General features: G+C 66.5%; 14 protein-coding genes. 10 read left to right on the plus strand and 4 right to left on the minus strand.

Annotated elements, in window-relative coordinates:
- Nucleotides 1-197: 197 nt before the first annotated feature.
- The 8 genes from pelF to WKB88_RS17565 all read left to right on the plus strand — a co-directional run bounded on the left by pelF (nucleotide 198) and on the right by WKB88_RS17565 (nucleotide 6,758).
- Nucleotides 198-1,721, plus strand: a complete 1,524-nt coding sequence (gene pelF / locus WKB88_RS17530; RefSeq protein WP_341395849.1) for a GT4 family glycosyltransferase PelF — start codon at nucleotides 198-200, stop codon at nucleotides 1,719-1,721.
- Nucleotides 1,718-3,049 carry a hypothetical protein gene (locus WKB88_RS17535; protein ID WP_341395850.1) on the plus strand — a complete coding sequence of 444 codons (1,332 nt, stop codon included), beginning with the start codon at nucleotides 1,718-1,720 and terminating at the stop codon, nucleotides 3,047-3,049. The genes pelF and WKB88_RS17535 overlap by 4 nt, the downstream gene beginning before the upstream one ends.
- Entirely contained in the window at nucleotides 3,046-3,732 is a 687-nt protein-coding gene (locus tag WKB88_RS17540; protein ID WP_341395851.1) for a spherulation-specific family 4 protein, read from the plus strand. Before WKB88_RS17535 ends, WKB88_RS17540 begins: the two co-directional genes overlap by 4 nt.
- Complete coding sequence (locus tag WKB88_RS17545; protein ID WP_341395852.1) at nucleotides 3,729-4,556, plus strand: endo alpha-1,4 polygalactosaminidase; 828 nt, start codon at nucleotides 3,729-3,731, stop codon at nucleotides 4,554-4,556. Before WKB88_RS17540 ends, WKB88_RS17545 begins: the two co-directional genes overlap by 4 nt.
- A gap of 76 nt (nucleotides 4,557-4,632) precedes the next feature.
- Nucleotides 4,633-5,088, plus strand: a complete 456-nt coding sequence (locus tag WKB88_RS17550) for a hypothetical protein (RefSeq protein ID WP_341395853.1) — start codon at nucleotides 4,633-4,635, stop codon at nucleotides 5,086-5,088.
- Complete coding sequence (locus tag WKB88_RS17555; protein ID WP_341395854.1) at nucleotides 5,088-5,432, plus strand: transcriptional regulator; 345 nt, start codon at nucleotides 5,088-5,090, stop codon at nucleotides 5,430-5,432. Before WKB88_RS17550 ends, WKB88_RS17555 begins: the two co-directional genes overlap by 1 nt.
- On the plus strand, nucleotides 5,432-6,232 hold the full coding sequence (locus tag WKB88_RS17560; protein ID WP_341395855.1) for a MerR family transcriptional regulator: 801 nt from the start codon (nucleotides 5,432-5,434) through the stop codon (nucleotides 6,230-6,232). Before WKB88_RS17555 ends, WKB88_RS17560 begins: the two co-directional genes overlap by 1 nt.
- A 52-nt stretch (nucleotides 6,233-6,284) precedes the next feature.
- The gene (locus WKB88_RS17565; RefSeq protein WP_341395856.1) at nucleotides 6,285-6,758 is read left to right on the plus strand and encodes a DUF6176 family protein; all 474 of its coding nucleotides are present in this window, start codon (nucleotides 6,285-6,287) and stop codon (nucleotides 6,756-6,758) included.
- Nucleotides 6,759-6,810: 52 nt separating this feature from the next.
- On the opposite strand, the gene WKB88_RS17570 is transcribed toward WKB88_RS17565, so the two are convergent.
- Both WKB88_RS17570 and WKB88_RS17575 read right to left on the minus strand, forming a co-directional pair.
- Nucleotides 6,811-7,392, minus strand: coding sequence for a shikimate kinase (locus tag WKB88_RS17570; protein ID WP_341395857.1), 582 nt, complete (start codon nucleotides 7,390-7,392; stop codon nucleotides 6,811-6,813).
- A gap of 53 nt (nucleotides 7,393-7,445) precedes the next feature.
- On the minus strand, nucleotides 7,446-8,201 hold the full coding sequence (locus WKB88_RS17575; protein WP_341395858.1) for a class I SAM-dependent DNA methyltransferase: 756 nt from the start codon (nucleotides 8,199-8,201) through the stop codon (nucleotides 7,446-7,448).
- A 198-nt stretch (nucleotides 8,202-8,399) separates the two neighbouring features.
- On the opposite strand from WKB88_RS17575, the gene WKB88_RS17580 reads away from it, so the two are divergent.
- Nucleotides 8,400-9,176: a cyclase family protein gene (locus WKB88_RS17580; protein ID WP_341395859.1), complete on the plus strand. Its 777-nt coding sequence runs from the start codon at nucleotides 8,400-8,402 to the stop codon at nucleotides 9,174-9,176.
- Complete coding sequence (locus WKB88_RS17585; RefSeq protein WP_341395860.1) at nucleotides 9,173-10,846, plus strand: thiamine pyrophosphate-binding protein; 1,674 nt, start codon at nucleotides 9,173-9,175, stop codon at nucleotides 10,844-10,846. Before WKB88_RS17580 ends, WKB88_RS17585 begins: the two co-directional genes overlap by 4 nt.
- Before the next feature lie 75 nt (nucleotides 10,847-10,921).
- On the opposite strand, the gene pheT is transcribed toward WKB88_RS17585, so the two are convergent.
- Both pheT and pheS read right to left on the minus strand, forming a co-directional pair.
- Nucleotides 10,922-13,465 carry a phenylalanine--tRNA ligase subunit beta gene (gene pheT, locus WKB88_RS17590; RefSeq protein ID WP_341395861.1) on the minus strand — a complete coding sequence of 848 codons (2,544 nt, stop codon included), beginning with the start codon at nucleotides 13,463-13,465 and terminating at the stop codon, nucleotides 10,922-10,924.
- Nucleotides 13,466-14,548 carry a phenylalanine--tRNA ligase subunit alpha gene (pheS, locus tag WKB88_RS17595; RefSeq protein WP_341395862.1) on the minus strand — a complete coding sequence of 361 codons (1,083 nt, stop codon included), beginning with the start codon at nucleotides 14,546-14,548 and terminating at the stop codon, nucleotides 13,466-13,468.
- Between the last annotated feature and the right edge of the window lie 161 nt (nucleotides 14,549-14,709).

A 14,709-nucleotide genomic window follows, 5' to 3' on the forward strand; every position in this document is an offset into this window, starting at 1 on the left:
CGATGTCCGCGCCGGCTTAGGTACCCGGCAGGCAGCCGGTACTCGTGAATCCGCCGCCGGGAGCGTATCTACTGGACCTCCATTATCGTGTTGGACGCCCCGGCGTCTTTCCCGAGATCTCTACGGTGGACGTGATCATCCCCGCTCACGGACGCTGTAGGAAGCTGCGGTTTTCCGCGAGCCGAGGAGGCCGGACGATGAAGATCGCCCTCATTACCGAAGGAACCTACCCGGTTGTAACCGGCGGAGTCAGCACATGGTGCGACCAGCTTGTTGTCGGGCTGCCCGAGCATGATTTTGACGTCATCGCGCTCACCGGAACCGGCATGAACCGGGTCGTCTGGGATATGCCTCCGAACGTGGGAACAGTCCGGTTGATTCCGGTCTGGGGGCCTCCGGCGGCCGTGCTTCATCCGGGCCCCCGGCGCCGCACCTGGGTGGAGGCCACGCAGAAAGCACTCACCCAACTGTGGGATGCCGCCTTGGGGCCGGAAGACAACGATCCGCTGGGGAGCACTGCCAACGCCCTGCTCCGCCTCGTAGGCATCAGCGACCGGATCGGTCTGTCTCACGCGCTCGCCACCCGGGGATCCGTTGCACCCATACTCGATGCCTGGACGCGCCACTGTGTCAGCGCCGGAGAGCCGCCCATGTCTGTCGCCGATGCGGTGCTGGCCGCCAGCCTTGTTGACCGGGCTCTCGCCGTCGTCGACCACAAGCTTGGAAAGGTGGATGTCATTCATGCTTCCAGCAACGGCCCTTCATCCCTGCTGGCCCTCGCGCAGTCGTGGCGGCACGGAACCCCGATCCTCTTAACCGAACACGGCGTATATCTGCGCGAACGGTATCTGGCCCTGCACGGCGCCAAGATGTCCTGGCCGGTGAGACGCGCTGCAACCGCTTTCCTCCGCAGGCTGTCCCAGATAGTCCATGCCCACGCACATCTGGTCCTGCCCGTGAACCAGTTCAACGCCCGATGGGAGCGGCGGCTCGGTGCCGTCCCGCGGCGGATCCACACCATCCCCAACGGGGTGGACCCGGCAAAGTTTCCCCCGGTCACCAGCGAACCGGACGTTCCCACCATCAGTTTTGTCGGACGCATCGATCCCCTCAAGGACCTGGAGACCCTCATATCCGCTTTTGCGCTGGTGCGCGGGCGGGTGCCACGGGCCCAGCTGCGCATATTTGGACCCACGCCCGTAGAAAACGCTTCCTACAAGGCCAGGTTGATCGACCTTGCCGGCAGTCTCGGCATTGCTGGGGCCGTCCACTGGGAAGGCCCCAGCAAGGGAAGCCGGCCGGCGATTGAGGCCGGGCACCTGGTGGCACTGTCCAGCGTCTCCGAAGGACTGCCCTTTACGCTGCTCGAAGCGATGATGTGCGGACGGGCCACGGTCAACACTGATGTCGGCGGTGTCTCCGAATGCCTTGACGAGCAGCAGACAACCGGCATGCTCGTTGCGGCCAGGGACTATGCAGCGTTCGCAGATGCCTGCGTCACGCTGTTAACCGACCAGGAGCTGCGGAGAGCCATGGGTGCCAACGCCCGACGCCGTGCCCTGGCGGAATTCACCCTGGAAAGATGCCTGGCACGGTACCGGGAGGCTTATGACGCCGCCCACCACCGACGTCCGCTGAGACGCGAACCGGGCCCCGCCGGGCTGGTGAGCGCGGTGGCGCCCCTGAACCTGCATGAGGCGGCCGCCGAGTTGCCGGTATGAGCGCGGACAGCGTTATGATTCCCGGTTCCGGCGAACCGCTGCCGGACTACGGAAACGAGCACCACGCCGTCGATGCTGTTGATGCCTTCGAGATTACCGCCAGACTCGAAGCCTCCGGCCTCAGCGACCGAACCGTCCGGCGGCGCCACGGCGTGTCGGACGTCTTCGCCTATGCGCAGTCCCTGGTCCAGGTGCGGAGCTCGGCATTGGCCCCGCAGGTGCCCGAGGGCTGGCTTGGCGTGGATGCTCTGCTGGAGGCTGTCCGGCGCGGTGTTGTTCTCATTCTTGGCGCCGTTCTGGGCGGACTGACAGCATCGGTGCTGACTGCCAACACCAGGGACGTCCTGATCGCCGGAATCAGCGCGTGGGTCGTCGGCCAGTCGGTGTCGGGCATTGTGTGGGCATATGCGGGGGCCGGCCAGCTGAAGCGCGGCATTGCCCGGGGTGCTGCTGCGACGCTTCTCGTGACAGCGGTCCTCACCTGCTACATGATGGTTTCGCTGGTGCTGCCAAGCCATGACGCGACCCTGGCCGGCCTCACCATGGCCTGGTGCTGGTATTCATGCATCGTCTCGATGCTCGTTATTCTGGGGCGCTCCCGGTTTCTGCTCGCCGTCCTCTCCCTTGCTGTATCCGCTGTGACGCTGGCCTTGGTGCTTGGACGGCGGGGCTCCCCCGCCGCTGTTGTCATTGTCGCCTTCCTTGTCCTGGGAACAGTGACGCTGGCCTTGGCCAGGCTTGTGCGTGGAATCCGGGAACGGCGCATCCTCGACCGCAGCGATTGGCGCACTGCCCTCGCGCCGGCAGCCCAGGCCGGGTTCCTGGCCGCTGCCCTGTCGGTGGCGCTCACCGGATTGCCTGCATGGGAGGGAACAGCCCTGATCGTGGCCACGGTCGTCGCCGCTGCAGCCACGGACCCGGCACTGGTGCTCATGCGCCAGCGGCTCATGTGGTCATCCAGACGGACCCCGCTCCTGCGGCATGCAGCACGGAATGCCTGGATCCTGACCATGGGCCTTTCGGCGGCCATCGTCTTCATCTCCGCGACCGTCTCCACTCTGGTGGTCATCTTTCTCGTACAGGACACCCGGCTGGCCACCACCGTTATTGTCGCCGCGGCCTTCAGTTCGCTTGCCACCACCTCCACCACGCTCAACGCGTTTGGACTGCCGAGAGGCGGCGTCATCTTTGCCTTTGCTGCATCCCTTTCCGCGGTCGCCTGGATACTGGTCGGAGACATTCCCGGGATTCTCATTGCCCTGGCATTCCTGGTGGCCGGGATAGCCGTATTGTTGGCCCGGGTAACCGACCCGCGGGCCTACGTATGACGACGGCGAAACTGGCGTTCCCCTGGTACGTTCATCCGACGCTTGCCCCGCACGATTGGGCCTGGCTGGCTGCCCCGCACCGAAATGTTTCCTTCGCAGTCATCAACGTGCACAACGGTCCGGGCGCGGACAACGACGAGTACTACCCGGATGCGGTTGCCCTGCTGCGGGGACTCAGGCTGCTCGGTTACGTCAGGGTGGATTACGGCCGCCGGCCGCTTGAAGATGTAACTGACGATATTCACGCCTGGCTCAGGCGGTATCCGGTGGGAGGCATTATGTTCGACGAAGTCCCGACGGCACCGGAGACTTTTGGCCGCTGCTCGGAGTACGCCGGCGCCGCCCGTGCCGCAGGGGTTTCCTTTCTGGCAGCAAATCCCGGTGCCTTCCCTTCGCCGTCGCATCTGGACCTTTTTGACGTCACTGCCGTCTTTGAAGGGCCTGCCCGTGCCTACGCAACCTTTGAGCACCCCCGCTGGGCACGGAATCTCCGGCCGTCCAGCCTGTGGCACCTGGTGTACGAGTGCAACTCTCAGCAGATCCGGACGGCAGGCCGTGCTGCGGGTGACCGCGGCGCCGGCCATGTTTTCGCCACCGACCGTTCGCTTCCCAATCCGTGGCTTGGGCTGCCGACCCCGCAATCCACCCGCCTCCTGCCGGTGCGCGGCACGGCCCGGCCGTGAGAAACCGGCATTGGCTGCTGGCCGGCGGTCTCGGTTTTTCCCTGGCGCTGGGGGCCTGCGGCTCAACGGAGCCCTCTCCGGAACCGGCAGCCGCCCGGACCAATCCAGGTCCGACGGCGACATCCGCTCGGTGGACGCCTTCCCCCGGTGCCAGCTGGCAGTGGCAGCTCAGCGGCCGCCTGGACCTCGGGGTGGAAGCGGAAATTTTCGATGTCGACTACGAGAAAACGACGGCAACGGAAGTGGATGCACTGAAGCAGAAGGGGCGGCGGACGGTCTGTTACCTTTCGGTCGGCTCGCGGGAGGACTTCCGGGGCGATGCCGACGATTTTCCCGCGTCCGTCCGGGGCAGCACGATGTCCGGCTGGCCGGACGAACAGTGGCTCGACATCCGCCGCAGGGATGTACTCCTTCCGATCATGGCTGCACGGATGGACACATGCGCGGATAAGGGGTTTGACGCCGTTGAACCCGACAACGTGGACGGGTACCTCAACGAGACGGGGTTCCCGCTGGACGCGGACGACCAGCTCGCCTATAACCAAGCAGTGGCCGAGCTGGCCCATGAGCGGGGGCTGTCCGTAGCGCTGAAGAACGACGTTGACCAGATTGCCGGATTAGTAGAGGATTTCGACTTCGCCATCAACGAGGAATGCGCCCGTTACGACGAGTGCGGGCTGTACAAGCCCTTTACGGACGCCGGCAAAGCAGTTCTGCATGTTGAGTACAGCGGGGACCTGAGCTTTTGCGCAGAGTCCGGACTCAGAGGGTTCTCCTCCATGATCAAACCACCGGATCTGTCCGCCCCCAGGTCCTCCTGCTGAACCGGAAAAGGGTGCCCCTCCGGTCCGCTCGCCAAAACCCTCGACTTTCCGGTTCGGCAAGTCTAGGGTTGCCAACATGGAAACAGAGGATCTCAGCCCGGGGAGCGCCCGGCAACAGCTCAGTACGCTGCAGGCCGACGCCGTCGCCGCGGGCCGGCGGTCCGCTGCACCGCGCTGGTATCTGGTGGTGCAGGCATTGTGCTGCGCCGGTTTCGTGCTGTCCTTCGGCTTCGGCCGCTGGCAGGCCATGGGTTTTGCGGCCGCCGCCGCAGCCCTGGCCCTGCTCGGGGCGCTGCGTCCCCTGATTACCGGTACGCGCGCCGGTCCCTGGGCATTCCGGCACTCGCTCAAAGTCGGTGCCGTGCTGGTTGCCTTCCTGACGGTGATAGTCGGGGTGGCCATGGTCGTAGTGGATCCGGACAGCCCGCCCGCACTGCTGGCCGCGGCAGTTCTGCTGACCTTCGCCGTCGTCCTCGTTCTCGGCATCCGGATGGAACGGGCCTTTGTCCGCTCCATCCTCGACGGCGTCTGATGCTGCCGAAGCCGCGCTTCGATGAGCTGGTGCACGGGGCGGTCCGGCTGCGCATCTGCGGAATGCTGGCCCGGCTGGGCAGCAGCGAATTCGCGCTGCTCCGCGACTCGCTGGAGGTCAGCAACCCCACCCTGAGCAAACACCTGAAGCAGCTGGAGCAGGCGGGATACGTGCAGCTGGCCAAAGGCCCCGGCCCGGGCGGCCGCACGCACACCTGGGCCGACCTCACGGCGAAGGGGCGGGCTGCGTTCGACGGCCACGTTGCTTTCCTGCACCAGGTGATCGACGCCGGCCCCGGCACCGGGGAGCCGGCCGGCCGGTCCCGGGATTCCGCTGCTCCGTGATGGCGCCGGATCAGCACCCCGGGCAGACGGTGGGCACGGTTGCCCGCCTGCTTGGCATCAGCGTTCGCACGCTGCACCACTGGGACCATCTCGGCGTCGTTGCTCCGTCCGGCCGGACTCCCGGCGGATACCGCGTGTATTCGGAGGCGGACGTGGCATGGGCACGCCGCACCCTGCTGTTCCGCGAGCTGGGCATGCCCCTCGCCGACATTCGGGACTTCCTCTCCCTGCCTGCCGCTGACCGGCGGAAAGAGATGACAACCCGCCGCGAAGAGGTGCAGTCCCGGATCAGGCAGCTCGAAGAGCTGGTTGTGTCAGTGGACCGCCTCCTCGCCGCGGACGCAACGGGTGTTCTCCTGTCCGGACCGGAAGCGGACGTGTTTCTGGGCGCCGGCTGGGATCCGGGCCGTGCCGCGGCTGCCCGCGAGCGCTGGGCAGACTCGCCCCAGTGGGCGGAGTACGCGGAACGTTCCGCGGACCGGACTCCTGAGGAGTGGCAGGAAATTGTAGCGGCCACCGCTGAAGCAGTTCAGGCGCTGGCCGCGGGGATGCGCGCCGGGCTGGTTCCGGGCAGTCCCGGGGCCAACGCCCTGGCCGAGCAGCACCGGCAGGCAATGAGCGCCTACTTCCACTGCATTGTCTCCATGCACGTACTCATCGGCTCCCTGTTCACCGCGGAGCCAGACTTCACAGCGTCCTATGAACTCACCGAGCCAGGCTTGGCTGCCTGGATACAGGAAGTCATCAATGCCAACGCGCTCGCCCGCGGCGTCGATCCGGCCACCGCGGTCTGGGGCTGACGACAGCGTTTTGGCCGCGACGGGGAATGCGAAGGGTGCAAGACTTGCCGGCATGAATGATCCCGCACCGTACACTCCGTTCCGTCCGCTGCCCCGGGACTTTCCCGGCCACCCCATGCCCGACTCAGTCCCGGAAGGGTTACGCCTTGAACTCAGCCGGTCCCGGATCGTGGATGGCAAAGAGAACGAGTTCGACGAGTGGATGTCCATGCTCAACACCCGCTACGACGAATGCCTCGAAACGCTGCCGGCGGAGCGCGCGGTGTTTGAGGCGACGTTCCGCCACGAAGAGGCAGACGGCACGACCTGGATCTACCATCTGAGCCTGATGGGGAGGGACGGCGCCGGACTGGATGAAAGCCACCCCGTTGACGCCGCCCACGCTGACTACAACCGGCGGGTGAAGGAACGGGGCTGGGAGGAACTGATTCCCAAACTCATGCTGACCCCGGCCCACATCCGCGATGCGATGGTCCAATGGGGCGAGACCGGAAAAGAGCCGCTGCCCGGGGCCACGGGATTCTGAACGTACATCCGGCCCGCAGCTGACCCTGGTGTCAGGAGCCGGTCTGGTCTACTCAGCGGGCGGTCGGCCCCAGCAAGGCGGCAACCTGTTCGGCCGTCTCCTGCGGCTGCCGGCCGGCGGTCAGGACGGTGTCCGTCGCCAGGGACCGCAGACCCTCGTCGTCCAGCCACTCCGCGAGGAAATCATGTCCGGAACTGATCCAGTCCGTCCCCTTTGACGCACGCGAGCGCTGCCGCAGCTCAGTCAGTGCGGTCCCGCGGTCCTCCGAGGGCAGCAGCAGGACAACCCGCGGCACGCTGCTGAGCGCGGCGCTGACCTCTGCACGGCACCCGGGGTCCGTGTAGGAGGTGTGCCCGGCGCCCAGAGCGAGCACTGCTCCGGGATGGTCTGCGACGGCGCGGCGAACAGCGTGGGCGCGCGCCGGCTCCCAGTCCCGCTCCGCCGCAACGCGTCCCGCCTCTTTGCTGCGGCGCACCAGGCGGTCGATGCTCCAGCCAACCTCTGCGTAGTACCGGCCGCCGACGTCGTCGATGTCCACGAAGGACACCCCGAGGATGGCCGCCGCCAGCGAGCCGGCGGTGGTTTTACCGGCGGCAGCCGGGCCGATCAGCACCAGGGAGGGCGGGGATGACATAGGCAGATCCTGCCACAGTTCGTACCGGGCCAGGACCCGAGCCCGGACCTGATCTAGTCTGCTCGGAGCCGGTACACCGTCACATGGCTGCGGGACTGGTCAGTGAAAGGACTGCGGTCCCAGTCCGCCCACCTGGCTTCCCGCTCGAACCCGGCCAGCCTGGCCATCAGATCAAGCTCCCCGGGCCAAATGTACCGGTGCGGGGTCCGGGTGATCCGCGCAGCACGGCCGTCCGAGAGTTCCGGCCCGAAACGCAGGTGGTGGGAGATGACGTGCTGCTGCAGCACGTCATAGGTGTCCACCAGGAGATACCCCGGTTCACTGACCTCGACCGTTCCGCCGTGGCCCGGCGGCAGCGAGCGCAGCTGCGGCACCCAGAGCTCGACGACGAAGCATCCGCCGGGTGCGAGGTGGCGGGCGGCGTTTTCGAAACACCGGACCTGCTCCTCCTGTGTCAGCAGATTGGCGATGGTGTTGAACACCAGGAACGCGAGGGAGAAGCCGCTTCCCGCCGTCACCTCGGCCATGTCACCCTGCACCACGGGGATGCGGGCCTCATCGGCCTTCTCGCGCAGCCGCGCAATCATCGCGTGCGACAGTTCAATGCCGCTGACCGCAATGCCGGCCTCAACAAGCGGGACGGCCACCCGTCCCGTGCCGACGGCAAACTCGACGGCAGGCCCGCCGGCCGCCAGCTCTGCCAGCACCTCGACCGTTGGCCCCAGTACCCCGGGAGCAAACATCCCCTCCCCCGGGGTGTCATAGCGTTGTGCGGCGTCGCTGTCCCACAGCTCCTGCTGGTTGCTCATCAGGCCACTATTGCACAGGGCTCTCCGCCGGTCCGGGGTTTCTCCCCGGCGGTCCGGACCGAAGGCGCCGGTCAAAAATGCTCCGACACGGATTTTGACCGGATGGTTAGACTCGACTTCACCGGATGAGCATCAGGGATGATGCCCGCGCCGCCCCCACCCGCATCCTGCGCAGGAAGCCAACCCGATCGGAGAGCAATGTCCGTAGTAGAGAAACTGACGATGGCACTTGGGGACGGGTCGGTGGAGTTCCTGGACCTCACGACTCCGCTGGGCAGGGAGACTCCGATCCTCAGCCTCCCGGAGCCTTTCGCCAACACCGTTGGGCTGAGTCTTTCCGCCGTGAGCAGCTTCGACGACGCCGGGCCCGGCTGGGCCTGGAACGACATGACTGTGGGAGAGCATGCGGGGACCCACCTCGACGCTCCGGTGCATTGGATCTCGGGCCGAGACGGCAAGTCAGTGGACCAGATTGAGCCTGCGAGGCTCATTGGCCCCGCCGTGGTGATTGATAAAACCGCGGAGGTCGCCAGGAACCCGGATTTCCTGCTGGAGCCGGCGGATTTTGAGCAATGGGAGGACGAGAACGGTCCGCTCCCGGACAACTGCTGGATCATCTTCCGCACCGGCTGGTCAGCACGGGGCAGCAATGCGGCAGACTTTATTAACGCCGATGACAGCGGCTCCCACACGCCGGGCGTCTCGCCGGCCGGTGCCCGCTGGATTGCGGCCAACGAGCGCGTCAGCGGTTTCGGGGTGGAAACCGTGGGCATAGACGCGGGGCAGGCCGCGGCTTTCGATCCCATGTTCCCCGTCCACTGGTTTCTTCTGGGGGCGGACAAGTACGGGATCACGTCCCTCCGCCAAGTCGACAAGCTGCCGGTAACCGGCGCCACCCTGGTTGTTGCCCCGTTGCCGATTGTCGGCGGAACCGGAAGCCCGGCCCGGGTCTTCGCCCTCGTGGAGGCCTCATGAGCGAAACCGTGCCGGTGTCCGTTCTTGTGGGGCAGACTCTGGCGGGTCTCGGCGTCGGACACGTCTTTGGAGTTGTTGGCAGCGGAAACTTCGACGTCGTCAACGCCCTCCGCAGCGCCGGGGTGCCGTTCACGGCTGCCCGCCATGAAGGCGGTGCCGCCACCATGGCGGACGCGTACGCGCGGATGTCCAACAGGGTGGGCGTGGTCAGCACCCATCAGGGCTGCGGGCTGACCAATGCAGTCACCGGGATCGGTGAGGCCGCGAAGAGCCGGACACCCCTGATCGTGTTGACGGCCGATACCCAGGGCGCGGCCGTGCGCTCGAACTTCAAGATTGACCAGGACGCGCTGGCCCGCAGCGTCGGTGCCGTCGCCGAGCGGGTGCATTCGGCCGAATCCGCCGCTGCTGACACTGTGCGGGCTTTCCGCACCGCACTCAATGAACGCCGGACGGTGGTGCTGAGCCTTCCCCTGGATGTGCAGAAGGAGCAGGCCCCGGTCCCTGGTGAGAGTGTTCAGTTGCCGGCGCCCGCCCGCCTGCGTCCGAATTCCGCCGGTGTTGAACAGCTCGTGGACCTGCTGCGGGGCGCCGCACGCCCGGTCTTTGTGGCCGGACGCGGCGGCCGGGGAGCCCGTGATGAAATTCTTGCCCTTGCCGAGCACTGCGGTGCACTCGTAGCCACCTCCGCTGTGGCCAACGGGCTCTTCAACGGCGAAGCGTTCAGCCTCGGTATTTCCGGAGGTTTCTCCTCTCCGGTGACAGCCGATCTCATCTCCGGCGCCGACCTGATCGTGGGCTGGGGCTGCACCTTGAATATGTGGACCATGCGGCACGGCAGGCTGATCTCCCCAGATGCCAAAGTTGTCCAAATCGACGTCGAGGACGCGTCCCTGGGAGCCAACCGGCCGATTTCCCTGGGCGTGCTGGGCGACGCGGCTCTGACCGCCCAAGACGCACTGGAACTGCTTAAAAAAGTGCAGCCGGCGGCGGCGCAAAAGTACCGCAGCCCGGAAAACGCGCTGATCCTCAAGTCCTCCAGCTGGCGGGACGTCCGGACGCCCGACCTCTCGACACCCGCGCTGATCGATCCGCGGGTCCTGAGCAGGGAACTCGACGCCCTCCTTCCGGCTGAGCGCATAGTGTCCGTGGACTCCGGAAACTTCATGGGCTATCCCAGCCAGTATCTGGCAGTGCCCGATGAATTCGGATTCTGCTTCACGCAGGCATTTCAGGCGGTCGGACTGGGGCTCTCCACAGCTATCGGGGCGGCCATTGCGCAGCCGCAGCGGCTGCCGGTCCTGGGTGCCGGCGACGGCGGATTCCTCATGGGAATCAGCGAACTGGAGACCGCAGTCCGGCTGGGCCTGCCGCTGGTGTGCATTGTCTACAACGATGCGGCCTACGGCGCGGAAGTCCACCATTTCGGCCACGGCACCGAGAACACCGACCTTGGCAGCGTCACCTTCCCGGACACCGATATTGCAGCAATTGCCCGGGGATTCGGTGCTGAAGCCGTCACGGTTCGAACGGTGGAGGACCTGCAGTCCGTCAAAGCGTGGATTGCTGCCTATGAGAAGGGTATCCAGGACCGTCCGCTGGTGATCGATGCGAAAATTGCGTCCGACGGCGGATCCTGGTGGCTCGCCGAGGCTTTCCAGGGGCACTGACCTCCGCGCTGGAAAAAGCAGCAGGTCCCGCCGGGATTCCGGACGGGACCTGCTGCCTTCTGCGGCTTGAATCAGCTAGCGCTGCACGGCACCAAACCGCTCGGCAGCCAGCGCGACGGCGGCGGCCCGGGACTCCGACGCCTCATCGGCGGTCAGTGTCCGGTCCGGAGCGCGGAAGCGCAGGGCGAAGGCCAGGGACTTGCGCCCTTCCTCAATGCCCTTGCCGGAGTAGACATCGAACAGCGAGATGTCTTCGAGCAGCTCCCCGGCACCCTCGCGCAGGGTTTCCAGGACGGCCTCGGCAGGAATGCCTGCCTCCACCACCAGGGCCACGTCCTGGGTGGTGGCCGGGAACGAGGAAATGTCGCGGGCCACAATCACCTCGGGCGCGGCGTCGAACAGGGCGTCGGCGTCGAGTTCCAATGCCACCGTGCGGGCCGGCATGTCCCTGGCTGCGAGCAGCTTGGGATGCAGCTCGCCGGCGTAACCCACGGTTTCGCCGCTGCGCAGCGACAGCTTGGCGGTGCGGCCCGGGTGGAAGGCCTGGTGCTCGCCCTGGCTCACCACCAGTTCCACGCCCAGCACGTCGCCCATCAGGCAGGCGGTGTCCACGGCATCGGCCCAGTCCCAGGCACGCGGCGCGTAACCGGCGCCCGGCTGCGATTCATGGCCGGTGAACAGCACGCCGATGTGCAGCGGCTGGTCCGGAACACCCTCGTACAGAGCATCCAGGACTTCCTCGGAGGGCTTGACGCCCAGCGGCGGAATCGTTTCGGTGCCCAGTTGCTCGCCGGGCAGGAAGACGGAACCTGATTCGAACAGCGCCAGGTCGCGGAAGCCGCGCGAGAGGTTCCGCTTGGCCACGTCGAACAGCCCCGGCAGCACCGAGGTGCGCAGGTAGCCGAACTCCGCGCTGAGCGGATTCGCCAGCTTGACCGCGGCCGGCGAGGTGCCGGCGTCGGGCGTTCCGAAGGTGTTGTTGTCCTCTTCCGTGACAAACGGATAGGACAGCACCTCGGTCAGGCCGGCGGCGGCGAGCGCCTGCTGCAGGCGGCGGCGCTGCTGCTGGATGCGGGTCAGGCCGCGGCCGGGAGGAGCGGTGGGCAGCGTGGACGGAATGTGCTCGTAGCCCACCAGGCGGATGATTTCCTCGGTGAGATCCTCGCGCGTTTCCAGGTCCGGGCGCCAGCTCGGCGGGGTCACCGAGTAGCCGGCAGCCGTTTTGGCAACGTCGGCACCCAGGTCACGCAGGGTTCCGGTGATCTGGTCCTCGGTGAAGTCATAGCCGATCAGCTTGGACGCGAAGTCCGCCGGCAGGTCGATGGCCTTCGCCTCGGGCTTGGTTCCGGCGTCGGTCACTGACGCGTCGGCGGTGCCGCCGGCCAGTTCGGCCAGCAGGTCCACGGCGCGCTGCGCTGCGACGTCGGCGATGTTCCAGTCCACGCCGCGTTCGAAGCGCTTGGACGCTTCCGAGGGCAGGCGATGCCGGCGGCGGGAGCGGCCGATGCTGACTTCCTCGAAGTGCGCGGCTTCGATCAGGATGTTGCTGGTGGTGTCCGAAACCTCGGTGGCTGCCCCGCCCATCACACCTGCGATTCCGATCGCGCCGGAGTCGTCGGTGATGAGCAGGTCCTCGGGATCGAGGGTGCGGACCTTCTCGTCCAGTGTCTTGAGGGTCTCCCCCGCAGCGGCGCGGCGCACCACGATGTCACCGGAGAGCTTGTCCAGGTCATAGAAGTGCAGCGGCTGGCCGAGCTCGAGCATCACGTAGTTGGAAATGTCCACGATCAGGGAGATCGAGCGCATTCCGGCCAGACGCAGCCGGGAAGCCATCCACGGCGGCGTCGGGCGCGTGGGGTCCACGCCGCGGACGGTGCGCGCCACAAAGCGGTCGCAGCCGGCTTTGCCGTAAATCGGTGCGCCGTCTTCCAGGCGCACGCCGTAGCCCTTGCCGTCCGCAACGGGGACGACGACGGCGTTGGCCGGGTCGGTGAATTCCGTTCCGGTGGCGTGGGCATACTCGCGCGCAGCGCCGCGGATGGAGAACACATAGCCGCGGTCGGGGGTGACGTTGATTTCCGCTGCCTGGTCATACAGGCCGAGCAGGTCCATCGCGTCGGTGCCGACCTCGGGGTCCAGGCCCAGGCGGGAGAGGACCAGGATGCCGTCGTGGTCATCGCCGATGCCCAGTTCGCGCACCGAGGCGATCATCCCGGCGGAAACATGTCCGTACGTCTTGCGCGGGCTGATCCGGAAGTCCCCGGGCAGCACGGCGCCGGGCAGGGTGACAACAACCTTGTCCCCCACGGCGAAGTTGTGGGCGCCGCAGACAATGCCCTGGACTCCGGAGGGGTCAATGCCGTCGCCGTCGAGCGTCTGCCCGGCACCCTCGGGCACCACGCGGACGGTGCACCAGTTGATGGTCTTGCCGTTCTTCTGCGGCTCGGGCTCCATGGAGAGCACCTGGCCAACGACGATCGGTCCGGAAAGCTCGTCGGCGGGACGGTGGACGTCCTCTTCCTCCAGGCCTACCTTGACCAGTTCCGCCATGACGTCTTCGGCGGTTGCGTCCGCCGGAACCTGGGCATACTCGCGCAGCCAGGAAAGTGGGATTCTCACTTAGATCTCCATCCCGAAGTGTTCGCTGAAACGTACATCGCCCTCGATCATGTCGCGCATGTCCCCCACTTCGTTGCGGAACATCAGTGCGCGCTCAATACCCATGCCGAAGGCAAAACCTGAATAGACCTCGGGGTCAATGCCGGCCGCGCGGAGCACGTTCGGATTGACCATGCCGCAGCCGCCCCACTCGATCCAGCGCGGACCGCCCTTGGCACCGGGGTGCCAGATGTCCAGCTCGGCGCTGGGCTCGGTGAAGGGGAAGTAGTTCGGGCGCAGGCGCACCTTGGCTTCATCGCCGAAGAGCACGCGGGTGAAGTGCTCCAGCGTGCCAACCAGGTCAGCCATGGTCAGGCCCTTGTCGATGGCCAGGCCTTCGAACTGGTGGAAGACCGGGGTGTGAGTGGCGTCGAGCTCATCGGTGCGGAACACCTTGCCCGGGCACAGCACATAAATCGGCAGCTCGCGCTCCAGCATGGAGCGCACCTGGACCGGCGAGGTGTGCGTGCGCATCACCAGGTGGGCCTCGGGCGGCTCGACAAAGAACGTGTCCTGCATTTCACGGGCGGGGTGGTCCGGCTTGAAGTTCAGCGCATCGAAGTTGAACCACTCCGATTCCACCTCGGGGCCTTCGGCGATTTCCCAGCCCATGCCCACGAAGATGTCGCTGACGCGGTCCTGCAGGGTGGAGAGCGGATGGCGTCCGCCCATGCGGCGGCGGCGCGGAGCTGCGGTGACGTCCACGGCCTCTTCGACCAGGATCCGCGCGTCGCGCTCTGCTTCCAGTTCCACGGTGCGGGCGGCGAGCGCGGCATTGATGCGCCCGCGGGCCGGTCCGACGAGCTTGCCCGCGGCCGACTTCTGGTCCTTGGGGAGGGAACCGATGGTGCGGTTGGCCAGGCTCAGCGGCGACTTGTCACCGGCGACGGCGATGCGGACATCCTTGAGGGCATCCAGGTCAGCGGCGGCAGTGATGGCGGCGAGCGCTGCCTCGACGGCGGCGGCAACGGCCGCTTCATCCAGCGGGTTGGGCGGCTCGGGGACGGTGTCTGGGGACGGTGTCCCCGGTATGGAGTTCGACATGTACAGTTCTTTACCTATTTCCGGCCCTGTTGATGGACGTTATGATGGGCGTTGATCGTGGAAAAACGAGGGAAAATGCCCGTAGCTTCCAGTCTAACCAACCCTGACTGTGACCCGGGCACGGCAACGGCTGATGACCCGGAATGATCCGCACGTGACGC

The sequence above is a fragment of the Arthrobacter sp. G119Y2 genome, from assembly GCF_038069765.1.
In the GTDB taxonomy this organism is placed as follows: Bacteria; Actinomycetota; Actinomycetes; order Actinomycetales; family Micrococcaceae; genus Arthrobacter_B.

Bases quoted from the DNA above. Each gene is read 5' to 3' on its own strand.
- WKB88_RS17555 (WP_341395854.1), top strand. From the start codon at position 5,088: ATGCTGCCGAAGCCGCGCTTCGATGAGCTGGTGCACGGGGCGGTCCGG.
- WKB88_RS17580 (WP_341395859.1), top strand. From the start codon at position 8,400: ATGTCCGTAGTAGAGAAACTGACGATGGCACTTGGGGACGGGTCGGTG.
- WKB88_RS17565 (WP_341395856.1), top strand. From the start codon at position 6,285: ATGAATGATCCCGCACCGTACACTCCGTTCCGTCCGCTGCCCCGGGAC.
- WKB88_RS17570 (WP_341395857.1), bottom strand. From the start codon at position 7,392: ATGTCATCCCCGCCCTCCCTGGTGCTGATCGGCCCGGCTGCCGCCGGT.
- WKB88_RS17550 (WP_341395853.1), top strand. From the start codon at position 4,633: ATGGAAACAGAGGATCTCAGCCCGGGGAGCGCCCGGCAACAGCTCAGT.
- WKB88_RS17575 (WP_341395858.1), bottom strand. From the start codon at position 8,201: ATGAGCAACCAGCAGGAGCTGTGGGACAGCGACGCCGCACAACGCTAT.
- WKB88_RS17585 (WP_341395860.1), top strand. From the start codon at position 9,173: ATGAGCGAAACCGTGCCGGTGTCCGTTCTTGTGGGGCAGACTCTGGCG.
- WKB88_RS17535 (WP_341395850.1), top strand. From the start codon at position 1,718: ATGAGCGCGGACAGCGTTATGATTCCCGGTTCCGGCGAACCGCTGCCG.
- WKB88_RS17560 (WP_341395855.1), top strand. From the start codon at position 5,432: ATGGCGCCGGATCAGCACCCCGGGCAGACGGTGGGCACGGTTGCCCGC.
- pheS (WP_341395862.1), bottom strand. From the start codon at position 14,548: ATGTCGAACTCCATACCGGGGACACCGTCCCCAGACACCGTCCCCGAG.
- WKB88_RS17540 (WP_341395851.1), top strand. From the start codon at position 3,046: ATGACGACGGCGAAACTGGCGTTCCCCTGGTACGTTCATCCGACGCTT.
- pelF (WP_341395849.1), top strand. From the start codon at position 198: ATGAAGATCGCCCTCATTACCGAAGGAACCTACCCGGTTGTAACCGGC.